Below are 13,949 nucleotides of genomic sequence, written 5' to 3' on the forward strand. Positions count from 1 at the left end.
ATCTACGTGCGGTTATGCCATGGACACGCCCGCCATGGCGACGGCTTCCCTTCGGCGGGGGCGATCATGGTCCAAAGCGTCCGCCTCACCAAGAGGCAACATGAGGACGGAGCTGATTTGCATTTTACGATATCGACTGGATGACTGATATATCAGATATATGAAAAAGTCAATCCGCCGGCCGGCTAGGCGGGGCAAGCGCGTGAAACCGATAGTCCGGCTAAGCCACCCGGGGGCAATCCGCAACAATCGACCGCGATCTGTATTCGCAATATAAGAAGATAAAATTGTAAATAATTTTGAAATCTATATCGAGGGTTGAATTAATTATAGTATGTAATGCAATTTGTCGTGGTGATTATGGCAAGGTGTGTACCAGAATATGCGAATATCCACGAATTTTTTTCAGTCAAAGAAGCCGTATATTATCTTTTTGACTTGAGTTTATCTCGGAAAAGTTTCAAATAATGTTGCGATTATAAAAACAGCCCAAGAGGGGAATCATGGGATTTATTCTCGACGGTTTCGCCCGCTAGGCATCATTCATGATGCCGGAAATTCCCGTGATCGATATCGGAACCGGGGGTGCTTCCGCCCTGGCGAAGAGCTGCCCGGAACAAGTGACCGAACTGCGCCTGGCGATGCGGCGGCGTTTCGGTGCCCTGGGCTTGCGGCTGGGGGATGTGGCGACGCGATCCTGGCTTCGCCGTAGCGAAAATCCCTTCCTGGCCGAGTTCGAGAGCTTGGCCGAACTGTGGAATGGGGCCGGCGTCTACATCTTGAATGCGATGTCGGATTTTTCCAGCACCAGCGCCGCCGTGACGGATCATCAGGGGTATTTCCGCCTGGTTCGGGTTGTCGATTGGCGCGTGGAGGGGGCGGGGCGTAATCTGGTGCTGGCCCGTCAGCGCGGCGCGGCGGGCGCCTTCCTCGCGCTGACCTGGCCGGGAATGGTCGGGGTCATTTCCGCCATGGCCAAAGGACGCTTCGCTGCGGCTCTCAATCAACCGCCCCAGGCAATCCACCGCTTGGGGAAAAGGGGTGACTGGCTGATCAATCGTGTCGAATTGAGCCGACATGGCGGTCTGCCGGCAGACCATCTGCTGCGTCAGGTATTCGAGACGGCGCCGGATTTCGTCACGGCCCGCCAGATGTTGTGCGATACCCCGCTGGCCGCGTCGGCCATTTTCACCCTGGTCGGCGTCAAGCCCGGAGAAGGCTGCGTCATCGAGCGGACCAGGACCGAGGCGGCGGTGCGTCCGGGCCCGGCGGCGGCGGCCAACCATTGGTGTCAGATGCCTCTTGCGGGCCATGCGATCGGCAAGGACAGCGCCGGCCGGCAACGCGCCATGGAGCGTCTGCTCAATTATCCTCCGGCTCGCCTGACCTGGCTGGCTCCACCGGTACTGAACAAGGACACGCGCGTGGCCATGGTGGCCGATCCTCTCGCAGGAACCCTGGTCGCTCAGGGCTGGGACCGTTGCGAACAGGTGACCTGCCCCCTGGTTCTCAATTCCTGACGCCGGCTTATACCAACTCTCGGTGATCGTAACCGATCACCGAGCCCTCAGTCGCCGGGCGGGATACGTCCGTATCCCTTGGCTTTGCGCCAACGATGGCGCGGGCCCTCAACGGGCCAGCCAAGTCTCCATGTGATTTTTCCTCGCCTTCTCCCCCGGCTTCGGTAGGCTGCGGGCGCAGCTTGGGCTCTCGTGGCGCCGTTTCATTTAAAATGACACGCGCCACTACCAGCTTTAAGGGTGGAGGAGTGCTGCCATGTCCGAATTCGATTACGACCTTTTCATCGTTGGAGCCGGGTCGGCCGGGGTGCGGGCCGGGCGTCTTGCGGCGACCAGCGGGGCTCGGGTGGCGATCGCCGAGGAAAGGCGCGTCGGCGGTACCTGCGTGCTGCGCGGCTGCGTGCCGAAGAAACTGCTGGTGATCGGCAGCCATTTCGCCGAGGACTTCGCCGATGCCCCGGCCTACGGCTGGACGGTGCCGACGCCATCTTTCGACTGGCCGCGCCTGATCGCCGCCAAAAATCGGGAACTCGACCGGCTGCACGGTATCTACCGGCGTCTTCTGTCCGATGCCGGCGTGACCGTGCTGGAGGGGCGCGCCAAGCTGGCCGGACCGGGGCGGATCGGCCTTGGCTCCCGGACCATTTCCGCCGAGCGGATCATTGTCGCCACCGGCGGCTGGCCGGTGTTGCCCGACATTCCCGGTATCGGCCATGCCATCACCTCCAACGAGGCGCTCGATCTGCCGGCCTTGCCGAAACGGTTGGCAATCGTCGGCGGCGGCTATATCGCGGTGGAATTCGCCGGTCTCTTCAATGCGCTGGGTGTCGAGGTGACGTTGTTCACGCGCGGCGATCTGCCTTTGCGCGGTTTCGATGAGGATGTCCGACTCACCCTGGCCGAGGAGATGGCCAAGAAGGGGATCGCCATTCGCAGCCGAACCCGTGTGTCGGCCATCGAAAGGGGCGGCGACGGCACGCTGCGTCTGGATCTGGTCGATCAGGACGGTTCGGCCGGCCGGGCGTTCGAAGCCGATTGCGTGCTCTACGCCACCGGGCGGCATCCCAACAGCCGGGGGATCGGTCTTGAGGAAACGGGGGTTGCCGTCGACGAATTGGGGGCGATCCGCGTCGATGAGTTCTCGCAAACCTCGGTGCCGGGAATTTTTGCCTTGGGCGATGTGACCAACCGGATGGCCCTGACGCCGGTTGCGCTGGCCGAGGCGCGTTGCCTGATCGAAGGTCTTTATCATGGCAGGCCGCGGGCGATGGATTACAGCCTGGTCCCCTCGGCGGTATTCAGCCAGCCGGCGGTTGCCACGGTGGGTCTCGGAGAGGCTGCCGCGCGCCAGCGTTGGGGCGAGGTCGATATCTATGTCACCTGGTTCCGTTCTCTGCGCCATACGCTCACCGGCCGCGACGAGCAGGTGATGATGAAGCTGGTGGTCAAGCGCGACGACCAGCGGGTGGTTGGCTGTCACATGGTCGGCGCGGAGGCGCCCGAAATCGTGCAGGGGTTGGCGGTGGCGTTGACCGCCGGGGCGACGAAGAAGGATTTCGACGCCACCATCGGCATTCATCCCACGGTGGCCGAGGAATGGGTGACATTGCGCGAAAAGCGTCCTGAAACCTCTCTGTGATCGGTGAGGATTCGCATGGTCTACGACCAGCCCCTTTATCGGCCGCCCTCCGAGGGCGACAATCTGATCGTCCAGGCGACGCTTGGCTGCAGTTTCAATCAATGCAGTTTCTGCGCCATGTACAAGGGCAAGCAGTTCCATGAGAAGCCGCATGACCAACTGTTTGCCGAGATCGATCATTTGGCGCGGTTGCGGCCGGATGCGCATCGGGTCTTCCTGGCCGATGGCGACGCCTTCGGTCTGTCCACCGCCGCCTTGCTGGCCATTGCCGACAAATTGGCAGCCTCGTTTCCCGATCTGCGGCGCATTTCAGCCTATGCGACACCCTCGAATCTGCTGCGCAAGACCCCGGACGAATTGGCGGCTCTGCGGGCAAAACGAGTGAGTCTGGTCTATGTCGGGATCGAATCCGGCTCGGCCGAGGTTTTGCGGCGGGTGAGCAAGGGGATCGGAGTCTCGCGCCTGGCCGAAGCCCTGGGCAAGGCGCGTGCTGCTGGATTGAAGATTTCGGCGACGGTGATTTTGGGACTGGGCGGGCGCCGGTGGGCCGGGGATCACGCGGCGGCCACGGCGGATCTGATCAATCTCGCCCCGCCCCATTATCTGTCGACCCTGCAACTGATCCTGCCGCCCGAAGTCGATAAAAGTTTCCGGTCACGCTGGGAGGATGATTTCGAACCCCAGGACGACCGGGGTATCCTCACCGAACAGCGCTTGCTGATCGCTGGCCTGTCTCCGCCGGCGCCCGTCATCTTCCGCTCCAACCATGCGTCCAATTGTCTGGCTCTGGCCGGCACGCTTCCCCGCGACCGGGGGCGGTTGCTGGCCGAGATCGACGGCGCCTTGTCCGATCTGCAACGGCTGCGGCCGGATTGGATGCGCGGGTTGTAGAGGCGGTTTTTAAACGGCCCGAGACGTCCTCCGTGCCGCCGTCGAACCGCGGACGACGCAGCGCCCGTTCAGCACCACCTTGCGGATCGGGGCGTCCGGCGTATCGAGCCGTTCGAGCAGCATGGCCATCGCCGTGCGTCCGATCGCTTCGACCGGCTGTTCGATCACGGTGATGCCGGGGCCGACGAGTTCGGTCCAGCGTTCGTTATCGAAGCCCGCCACGGCAAGATCCCCCGGTATGACGAGGCCGGCCTCGCGGACCGCCCGGACCACGCCCATCAACAACAAGCCGTTGCTGGCGATGACCGCATCGGGCCGCGCCGCCACGCCCTCGGCGATCCGGCGCCTGACCTCGGCCTCGGCGGCTTCTGACGTGGGGGGGATGAAGACCGCATCAGGCGTCAGGCCGAACCGGGTCATCGCCGCGATGTAACCATCGTGCCTTTCGATGCCGGTGGTGCTGGCATTGCCGAACAGACCGATCATTCGACGGTAGCCCTGGGCATGCAGATGCTCGACCAGCATGCCCGCCGAGGCATGGTTGTCGAGCACCACCGCGTCCTCCTGGCTGCGGTGGCAGGCGCGATCGATCAGCACGGTCGGAAAGCTTTGCGGCGTTTCCGTCATCCGATCCACCGTCTGGCGCGTCGGCGCGAAGATCACCCCGGTGACGCGCTCCTCTTCCATCAGCCGGAGATAAAGCGCCTCCTTCTCGGGATTTTCGTCCGTGTTGCAAAGAATCACGCGCAGGCCGGCCTGATAGGCGATGTCCTCGACGGCGCGTCCCACGGCGGTGAAGAACGGGTTGCGAATGTCGGCGACGATCAGCCCGATCGTCTGCGAATGGCGCGAGCGCAATCGGCGGGCTGAAAGATTGGGACGGTATCCGGTCTTGCGGACCGCCGCCTCGACCTGGGCGCGCAAGGCGTCGCTGACAACAGTCCCGTTGCCCAGTACGCGCGAGACGGTGGCGGGGGAAACGCCCGCCACACGGGCCACATCCTTGATGCTGACGGTCATCGGCTTTCGAGCATGTTTATGAAAACGTTCTCAGGATATCAATCATATAGTGACCTCATTATGGCCAAGAGAGAGTTTTTGGCAACCATAACTTAACTAAAACAAAGAGAATCCTCTTGACGATGTTTGTGAAATCGTTTTCATTGATAAACAAAAATCATTATGGGAGGTTCGCATGTCCCCAACCGTGGCCGACGCCTTCGTGGCGAACGAGCTCATCCGTCTGGCGGCTACCCCGGTCAGCAAGGAAGCGGCCATCCGCGAAGCCTGTCAGCTCTTGATCGCCGCCGGCTGTGTCGAGCCGGGCTATGAAGCCAGCATGATCAGCCGCGAAGCGGTGGCGAATACCTTCCTCGGTCATGGCGTGTCCATTCCCCACGGGCTTGGCGAGGATCGCGGTCTCGTTCGCCGCGATGGCCTCGCGGTGTTGCAGATTCCCGGCGGCATCGAATGGAACCCCGGCCAGACGGCGAAGCTGGTCGTCGCCATCGCCGCCCGTTCCGACAGCCATATCACCATCCTTCGCCGGCTGACCCGGCTGATCCAGGATGATGCCCGCCTCGAAAGGCTGTTCGTCGCCACCGACGCCGGCGAACTGGTCGAGGCGCTGACCCAGGATGAGGCCACCGTGGCGGCGACCGCGCCGGCCGTCGATCTTCCGGAACATTTCACCTGGGCAGTCGAATATCCCGTCGGACTACATGCGCGGCCGGCGGCGGTCTGGGTGGAGGCCGCCCGCGGTTCGGGCGTGCGCATCCAGGTTCGCCATGGCGGAGAAATCGCCGACGCGCGCAATCTCGTCGCCCTGCTCCAGCTTGGATTGCGCGCTGGCGACAGCGTCACCATTTCGGCGGACGGCGAGCAGGCCGCGACGGCGCTCGCGCGGTTTCGGTCGGTCATTACCGGCCTGACGGCGCAGGAAAAGGCCGATGCGGCGAAAGCCGCCGAACGGGCCGAGGTTCCGGTGAACGGCTGGGTTCCATCCGGCGCGCCGCGGGCGATCGTGGGTATCGGGGCGAGCCCCGGCATCGCGATCGGCGTCGTGCATCTGTTGACCGCGGCCCAGGACGACATCCCCGATGTGCCCGTGCAACTCTCCGAAGGCGGCAATCTGCTGCATGAGGCGCTGATCGTCACCCGCCAGCAAATGGTCGCCTTGGTCGACGATACGACGCGCCGCCTGGGGGCCGCCGACGCCGCGATTTTCAAGGCACAGGGCGAACTGCTGAACGACAGCGACCTGATCACGCTGACATGCCAGCTGATGGTCGAGGGGCACGGTGTCGCCTGGTCATGGAACCAGGCCGTCGAACGGATGGCATCGCGCCTGACCGCCTTGGGAAATCCCGTGCTGGCGGCGCGCGCCGCCGATCTGCGTGATGTCGGGCGCCGGGTTCTCAGCCGGCTTCATCCAGTCTTGAAAACCGGGTCATTGACCGATGTGCCCGACCATCCCTGCATCATCGTGGCGAACGATCTCTCTCCGTCCGATACCGCCGGCCTCGATAAGGACCGCGTGATCGGCCTCGCCACCGCCCTGGGCGGTCCCACCTCCCATACGGCCATTCTCGCCCGCACGCTGGGCCTTCCCGCGATCGTTGCCGGCGGGGCGGGTCTGCTGGACGTCGCCAACGGCACGCCGGCGATCATCGATGGACAGACCGGCCGCCTCTATCTCTCGCCGTCGGAGGCGGATCTCGTCTCGGCCAAGTCCTGGATCGCCGAGCGCGCCCGCCGCCGCGCCACCGAGGAGGCCGAGCGCGGCCTGCCGGCGCGCACGAGCGACGGCCATGTCGTGGCCATCGGCGCCAACGTCAATCGTCCCGACCAGGTTCCCCTTGCCTTGCGCGAAGGTGGCGAGGGCGTCGGCCTGATGCGCACCGAATTCCTGTTTCTCGAACGCGATACCCCTCCCTCGGAAGACGAGCAGTTCGAAACCTACCGGGGCATGATCGACGCGCTGGACGGCCGGCCGCTGATCGTTCGCGCCCTTGATATCGGCGGCGACAAGCAGGTGGCGCATCTGCATCTTCCGCACGAGGAAAATCCGTTTCTCGGGGTCCGCGGCGCGCGGCTCCTGTTGCGCCGGCCCGATCTGCTCGATCCGCAGTTGCGCGCGCTCTATCGCGCGGCGGCGGGCGGCGGCGATCTGTCGATCATGTTTCCGATGGTGACCTCGGTGGGCGAAGTCTCGGCGTTGCGGGCGGCTTGCGAGCGGATCCGGAGCGAACTCGGGGCGCCTTGCGTTCCTCTTGGCATCATGATCGAGGTTCCGGCGGCGGCCATTCAGGCCGACAGCCTGGCGGCCCATGTCGACTTCTTTTCCATCGGCACCAACGACCTGACCCAATACACGCTGGCCATTGATCGTCAGAATCCCGACCTCGCGGCCGAGGCGGATAGCCTGCATCCCGCGGTGTTGCGCCTGATCCGGCAGACCGTCGAAGGTGCCGCGCGGCACAAGCGCTGGGTGGGCGTCTGCGGCGGCATCGCCGGGGATCCGTTCGGCGCCGCCTTGCTGGCCGGCCTGGGCGTCAATGAGCTTTCCATGACGCCCCGCGATATTCCCGCGGTGAAGGCGCGGCTTCGCGGCTGTGAATTGTCGGCGCTGCGCGCGCTCGCCGAACGGGCGTTGGCCGTCGAAACCGCCCAGCAGGTCCGCGCCCTGGATTCCCTGTCATGAAGCCCCCCGTCGTTACGGTTACGCTCAATCCGGCGATCGATCAGACCATCACGCTGGACAGGCTGCGGCCGGGATCGGTGCATCGCGCCCGCGCCGTGCGTTTCGATGCCGGCGGCAAGGGGGTGAATGTCGCCAGTTGTCTGGCCGACTGGGGCGTGCCGGTGAGCGCGGCCGGTATTCTGGGCAAAGACAACGACGGCCTGTTCAAGGCGCTGTTCGCCGCCAAGAACATCGACGATCGTTTCGTCAGGACGGCCGGCGATACCCGCGTGAACATCAAGCTCGTGCATGACGGCGATACCACCGACATCAATTTGCCCGGTCTCGAGATCACGCCGGATGTTTTTGCCGCGGTGACCACTTCCGTTCTCTCGCTGGTGAGGAAAGGCTCTTTGGCGGTGCTTGCCGGCAGTCTGCCGGCCGGGACCGACGTCGGCATCTACAGGGAGCTGACGGCGGCGCTCTCCGGTCGCGGCGCGCGCGTCCTGCTCGATACCAGCGGCGCGCCGATGAAGGCGGCGCTCGCCGATGGGGTCCGTCTTCTTCCCTACTGCGTAAAACCCAATCGTGCCGAACTGGAGGGCTGGATCGGACATCCTCTGCCCGACATGGCCAGCCTCGTCGGGGCGGCCCGGGTGCTGTTGGCGCGCGGGGTCCGGCTTGTGGTCGTCTCGCTGGGCGAGGAGGGGGCTCTGTTCGTGTCGGACGCCGCCACTCTGCAAGCGTCCCTGTCCGCCGTCGCCTGCGCCAGCACCGTGGGCGCCGGAGACGCCATGGTCGCCGGAATCGTCGCAGCATCGCGCGACGAGGCGGCTCTGGAGGACATCGCACGCCTCGCGACCGCCTTCGCCGTCAGCAAACTGGGTCAGGCCGGTCCCAATTTACCGCCCCGCTGGGAGGTCGAGGCCCGCGCGGCGGATGTGACCATCATTCCATTGAACGACCTTTAGCCGCGGGCAAGCGGCAGGCGCAGATCTGCCGAGGAGGAAACAATGACGGACCTGGTAGCGTCGATAACGGCCGGAGATGTGACCGTGGCGGGCGTTCTTGCCGCCGAAGCGCTCAAAAGCGCAGCGGCGTCGCGGAGGCGTTCGATCGAAATCGAGGTGCGCACCGCCGAGGGGGTGCTGAACCCGCTCGGACAGACACAGATCAGCGGGGCCAAGGCCCTGTTGCTGATTGGTCCCGGCAAGGCCGACGATCCTCGTTTTTCCGGAATTCCCCAGGTGACTGCGACGGTCGGCGATGTTTTGGCCGATGCGGGGGCGGTGCTGGATCGTGTCGGCGAAGGAGCCGGCGGGACCGATGCGCCCGCCCGGAAAATCGTCGCCATCACCTCCTGCCCGACGGGTATCGCCCACACCTTCATGGCGGCCGAGGGAATCACCCAGGCCGCGGCGGCCTTGGGCTTCGTCGTGCGCGTCGAGACGCAAGGCTCGGTCGGCGCGCAGAACACCCTGACGGATGCCGAAATCGCCGAGGCGGATGTCGTCCTGATCGCCGCCGACAAACAGGTCGAATTGAGCCGGTTCGCCGGCAAGCGGGTATTCCAAAGCGGGACCAAGGCCGCGATCAACGATGGCAAGGCACTGATCAATCGCGCGCTTGCCGAGGCGGCTTTGCAGGAAGGTTCGACAGCGAAGAAGGCGGCAGGCGGCAGCGCCGCCGGCAAGGTCGGGCCTTATAAGCATCTGATGACCGGCGTTTCCTTCATGCTGCCCTTCATCACCGCGGGCGGCCTGCTGATCGCGCTGGCCTTCGCGCTTGGCGGCATCTACGCCTACGATCCCGCGCAGAGCAGTCCGCTGGCCTATGCGCTGTTCCAGATCGGTGGAAAATCGGCCTTCGTGCTGATCGTGCCGGCATTGGCCGGCTATATCGCATTCTCGATCGCCGATCGTCCGGGCATCGCGCCGGGCATGATCGGCGGCATGCTGGCCTCCAATCTCGGTGCGGGATTCCTGGGCGGAATCGCCGCCGGCTTCATCGCCGGCTACGGAACCGCCTGGTTCAACCGCCATATCAAGCTTCATCGCAATCTCGAAGGCCTGAAGCCCGTTCTGATCCTGCCGCTGCTGGGCTCGCTGCTGACCGGGTTGCTGATGATCTTTCTGGTTGGAACGCCGGTTGCCAACCTGCTCGCCTTCCTCACCGAATGGCTCAAGGGCATGCAGGGAACGAGCGCCGTTCTGCTGGGCCTGCTGATCGGTGGGATGATGGCCTTCGACATGGGCGGGCCCGTCAACAAGGCCGCCTACGCCTTTTCCACGGGGCTTCTGGCAAGTCAGATCTATACGCCGATGGCCGCCGCAATGGCCGCCGGCATGACGCCGCCCCTGGCGCTGGCGCTCGCCACCCGGCTGTTCCCGGGACGCTTCACCCATGATGAGCGCGAAGCCAGCGGCGCCGCCGGCATCCTCGGCCTCGCCTTCATCACCGAAGGCGCCATTCCCTTCGCCGCGCGCGATCCCTTCCGGGTCATTCCGGCGAACATGGCGGGCTCCGCCGTCGCCGGCGCGATTTCCATGGTGGTGGGGGTAGAATTGAAGGTGCCGCATGGCGGCGTCTTCGTTCTGCCGATTCCCAATGCCGTCACCCATCTCGGCCTCTATGTCGTCGCCCTGGCGGCTGGAACGGCGGTCAGCGCCTTGGCGCTTGGACTTCTGAAAAAACCAATTCAAGACGGCGTCGTTTGAGGAAAAGACGTCCTGCGATCAACAGGAACGGCAACTTACGATTATCGCAAATAATAAAATAAAACGGCCAACGGAGTGAACGTTATGAAGAAGGTCATGTTGTCGGTGAGTATATCGGCCTTGCTGTTCTCGGCGTCCGCCTTTGCCAAGGATTTCGTCCTGACCGACGTCGCCGGTAATATCGAAGAGGCCAATTGGCAAACCACCAGCGGAGAACTGGGGCTGACGGATGCACAGCCTTTCAGCGTCACCAAGAAAACGCTGCATGGCGGCAAGCAGGAAGGCAGCACGCTGATCACCATTGAGACAAAAGATCTGCAGGTCTCGCTGATTCCAACCCGCGGCATGAACATTCTTGAAATCAAAAGCGGCGATGTGCGCTTTGGCTGGACCTCGCCGGTCGATGAAATCGTCAATCCCGCCTTCATCAATCTGGAGATGCGCAACGGCGTCGGCTGGCTGGACGGCTTCAACGAAATGATGGTTCGTTGCGGATACGAATGGACCGGTCATCCGGGACGGGAAAACGACAGACTGACGAGTTTGCACGGCCGGGCTGGAAATACCCCCGCCTCCAAGGTTGTCGTCAGCATTGACGATGCGGCGCCCCATACCATCCATGTCAGGGGATTGCTGAAAGAAAACACCTTTAAACTCAGCGCTCTCGAAACATGGACGGAACTGTCGGTCACCCCGGGCGTGAAGGCCGTGAAAATCCATGATGAATTGACCAATAACAGTGACTACGACCGCAACTACCAGATCATCTACCACAGCAATTTCGGGACCCCGATCCTGGAAGAGGGGGCGAAGTTCGTGGCGCCCGTCAAAGAGATCTCGCCGTTCAATGATTATGCGAAGAAGGGTCTGAAAGACTGGCAGACCTATCTTGGGCCGACCAAAGGCTATGACGAGATGGTCTTCAACCTGGTTCCCTATGCGGACAAAGACGGCCGGACCATCGCCATGATCCATAACAAGGCGGCCGATCGCGGCATCGCCGTAGGTTTCGATACCAGGCAATTGCCGGTTCTGACGTTGTGGAAAAACACCGACACCCTGAAACAGGGGTACGTCTCCGGCATCGAGCCCGGTACCAGCTATGCCTATCCGCGTCAGATCGAACGCAAACAGGGCCGTGTTAAGACGCTGGCGGCCGACGGCCGACAGTCATTCGATCTGGAATATCGCATTCTGACCACTTCGGAAGAAGTGAAGGGTATCGACTCTGAAATAACTGCCATCACATCAGGTCAAAAAACAAACTGATAAACCAGTCGATCGCCAAAGAGTAACAGCTTTATATGAACGGTATGACTTTTATAGTCATGTCGTTTGACCGTCATAATTTTATCCGGCCTCGCCGGAAGTTACAAAACTGTGCGCAAGGCGCGGCAGATGCCACACATCTGTCCGCAGTCTTCAAATGACCTTCCGCATGGCGCAAGGAGAAAAGAAATGTCCAAATATCCGCTTATCCCCGCCGCGCTCGCCGCCGGCAGCCTGATTTTCGGCGCCAATGCTTTCGCTCAAACGACGGACGCCAATCGTAGCCCGGGGCAGGTCCTCTTCGACAATGGCGTCAGTCTCAGCGTCAATTACACTGGCGAGGCGGCCACCAACCCGAGCGGCGGCATCCGGCAGAGCACGGATTACGCCGGACAGATCTATTTCGGCGCGGATTTCGATTTCGCCAAGATCGCCGGCCTCGACGGCACCTCGGCCCATGTCGCGATGACGCAGCGCCACGGCCGCAATCTCGCCTCCGATGCCATCGGTAACAACACCTCGGTCCAGGAAATCTACGGCACCCAGAATCTTCATCTGGCCGAACTTACCGTCGAGCAGAAGCTTTTCGACGGGCGGCTCGACGTCACGGCCGGCCGTACGGTGGCGAACGTCGCCTTTCTGAATTCGCCGATCTATTGCAATTTCCAATCGAACTCCACCTGCGGCAATCCGACCTTCATCTTCAAGGACAGCAACTTCACCTATTTTCCGGCAAGCAGTTGGGGCGGCGACGCGAAGGCTCTCCTGACCGATAAGATCTACCTGCACGCCGGGGCTTATGAGGTCAATCCGCACGACAAGACCTCGGCCACCCATGGTTTCGATTTCGGGACCGACAATGCGACGGGAACGACGATACCGTTCGAACTCGGCTATGAGACGAGTTTCGCCAATGATTCTCTGCCGCGCCACTATCAGATCGGCGGTTGGTATGACGATTCCGATTATGCGGATCCGCTGCTCGACGCCGCCGGCAATACCGCGCTTCTCAGCGGAAAACCCTATGCGACGAATCATGGACGGTCGGGGGGCTTCTTCCGTTTCGATCAGATGATCTGGCGCCCCGATTCGGCGTCGAAGCGCGGGTTGACGCTGTTCGGCATCGTGATGACGCGGGTTTCCGGGCGCGTGTCGGAGGAGCGTTTCTATGAACTGGGCCTGCTCCAGACGGGGACCTTCGCCGGCCGCGACGAGGATACTTTGGGCTTCATGGTCAATGACCAGCAATTCAGCGATTCGACCCTGGCCGGAATCAGGGCCGCCCGGCAATCCGCCGGTGGCAGCGGTTCAATTCCCAAGCATGAGGTGATGATGGAGTTGGCCTATGGCGCGCAAGTAACCTCCGCCATCAGGTTTTCGCCCAACCTGCAATATATCATCAATCCGGATCAGACGGCCGAGCCCTTCCGGACCAAGAACATTCCGGATGCCTTTGTCGTGGGCTTCAAATTCACCGTCGACTTGGCGAAAATCGCCGGTCTCGCCCCGCCGTCGTTTTAACGCGCCGGGACCATCACCGGACCCGCCGCTTGTCGAGTGGAACCGTCGGGCGGCGGACCAGGTGAGAGCGCACCGAGCGGTGCGGACGGCCTCGGCCGGTGCGATTGAGCAGGAAAGCCAGAAGCAGGGGAGGGGCCAGGATCAGCGTCGTCTTTTTCACCCAGACAAGGAAGCTCTCGCGCCCTTTGGCGATGATGATCGCCTCCTTGCAATCGTAGCGCTGCTGGAAGGAGCCGCCACAGCCCTTCATCCGCGCCTCCACCTCGGTGGCATGAAAGCCATAGTCCTCAGGGTCGACGTCAAGGAATTCCTGGTAGAAAGTCACGGAAATCCAGATGACGCTGGCGACGATGGCTGTCGATTTGAGCACCGTGCGCGTATTCAGTGTCTGCGCGGCCATTGATCCATCCCCGGTACGGATCCCAAACTCGCGCGACACAATGTCGGCGCGCGTCGGCTCAGAGATAAATCTACCATAAAGATAAGAACTTGGGGCGGAATAACCACCCCGATCCCTCCTGGCCCGAGACCGCCGGAAGTGGAGCGGGGGCGTTATCTGAAGCCTTGTGTTTCGGAGCGACTATTTCGCTCCGAAACACAAGGGAAGAGCCGACATGGGCATCACCTTTCAGTCACCGTCGGAACGAGAAACTTCGCCGAAACGGCGATGGACACTTTGCTCGGACTGGCAATCGACCGCTCTTCGGCGT

Annotated in this window: 10 protein-coding genes; 8 read left to right on the forward strand and 2 right to left on the reverse strand. The window is 62.6% G+C overall.

The window, feature by feature from the left end:
- Nucleotides 1–545 precede the first annotated feature (545 nt).
- The 3 genes from CWS72_RS07580 (at nucleotide 546) to CWS72_RS07590 (ending at nucleotide 4,050) form a co-directional block, all read left to right on the forward strand.
- The gene (locus CWS72_RS07580; RefSeq protein WP_101249991.1) at nucleotides 546–1,520 is read left to right on the forward strand and encodes a C45 family peptidase; all 975 of its coding nucleotides are present in this window, start codon (nucleotides 546–548) and stop codon (nucleotides 1,518–1,520) included.
- Nucleotides 1,521–1,776: 256 nt separating this feature from the next.
- On the forward strand, nucleotides 1,777–3,159 hold the full coding sequence (gene gorA / locus CWS72_RS07585; protein WP_101249992.1) for a glutathione-disulfide reductase: 1,383 nt from the start codon (nucleotides 1,777–1,779) through the stop codon (nucleotides 3,157–3,159).
- A 15-nt stretch (nucleotides 3,160–3,174) separates the two neighbouring features.
- The gene (locus CWS72_RS07590; RefSeq protein WP_101249993.1) at nucleotides 3,175–4,050 is read left to right on the forward strand and encodes a radical SAM protein; all 876 of its coding nucleotides are present in this window, start codon (nucleotides 3,175–3,177) and stop codon (nucleotides 4,048–4,050) included.
- A 9-nt stretch (nucleotides 4,051–4,059) separates the two neighbouring features.
- On the opposite strand, the gene CWS72_RS07595 is transcribed toward CWS72_RS07590, so the two are convergent.
- Nucleotides 4,060–5,070 (reverse strand): LacI family DNA-binding transcriptional regulator, encoded by a 1,011-nt coding sequence (locus CWS72_RS07595; protein ID WP_101249994.1) that lies wholly within the window; start codon nucleotides 5,068–5,070, stop codon nucleotides 4,060–4,062.
- Between the two features lie 175 nt (nucleotides 5,071–5,245).
- Here CWS72_RS07595 and ptsP point away from each other — a divergent pair, with 175 nt between their 5' ends.
- The 5 genes from ptsP to CWS72_RS07620 all read left to right on the forward strand — a co-directional run bounded on the left by ptsP (nucleotide 5,246) and on the right by CWS72_RS07620 (nucleotide 13,239).
- Complete coding sequence (ptsP, locus tag CWS72_RS07600; RefSeq protein ID WP_101249995.1) at nucleotides 5,246–7,753, forward strand: phosphoenolpyruvate--protein phosphotransferase; 2,508 nt, start codon at nucleotides 5,246–5,248, stop codon at nucleotides 7,751–7,753.
- Nucleotides 7,750–8,703: a 1-phosphofructokinase gene (gene pfkB / locus CWS72_RS07605; protein ID WP_101249996.1), complete on the forward strand. Its 954-nt coding sequence runs from the start codon at nucleotides 7,750–7,752 to the stop codon at nucleotides 8,701–8,703. The genes ptsP and pfkB overlap by 4 nt, the downstream gene beginning before the upstream one ends.
- A gap of 42 nt (nucleotides 8,704–8,745) precedes the next feature.
- Entirely contained in the window at nucleotides 8,746–10,449 is a 1,704-nt protein-coding gene (locus CWS72_RS07610; RefSeq protein ID WP_101249997.1) for a PTS fructose transporter subunit IIC, read from the forward strand.
- An 84-nt stretch (nucleotides 10,450–10,533) separates the two neighbouring features.
- Nucleotides 10,534–11,718: an aldose 1-epimerase family protein gene (locus CWS72_RS07615; protein WP_101250132.1), complete on the forward strand. Its 1,185-nt coding sequence runs from the start codon at nucleotides 10,534–10,536 to the stop codon at nucleotides 11,716–11,718.
- A 189-nt stretch (nucleotides 11,719–11,907) separates the two neighbouring features.
- Nucleotides 11,908–13,239, forward strand: coding sequence for a carbohydrate porin (locus tag CWS72_RS07620; RefSeq protein ID WP_101249998.1), 1,332 nt, complete (start codon nucleotides 11,908–11,910; stop codon nucleotides 13,237–13,239).
- A gap of 13 nt (nucleotides 13,240–13,252) precedes the next feature.
- Here the strand turns inward: CWS72_RS07620 and CWS72_RS07625 are convergent, their stop codons facing one another.
- On the reverse strand, nucleotides 13,253–13,639 hold the full coding sequence (locus CWS72_RS07625) for a hypothetical protein (protein ID WP_101249999.1): 387 nt from the start codon (nucleotides 13,637–13,639) through the stop codon (nucleotides 13,253–13,255).
- Nucleotides 13,640–13,949: the final 310 nt, after the last annotated feature.

Origin of the sequence: Telmatospirillum siberiense (genome assembly GCF_002845745.1) — a bacterium.
In the GTDB taxonomy this organism is placed as follows: domain Bacteria; phylum Pseudomonadota; class Alphaproteobacteria; order Rhodospirillales; family Magnetospirillaceae; genus Telmatospirillum; species Telmatospirillum siberiense.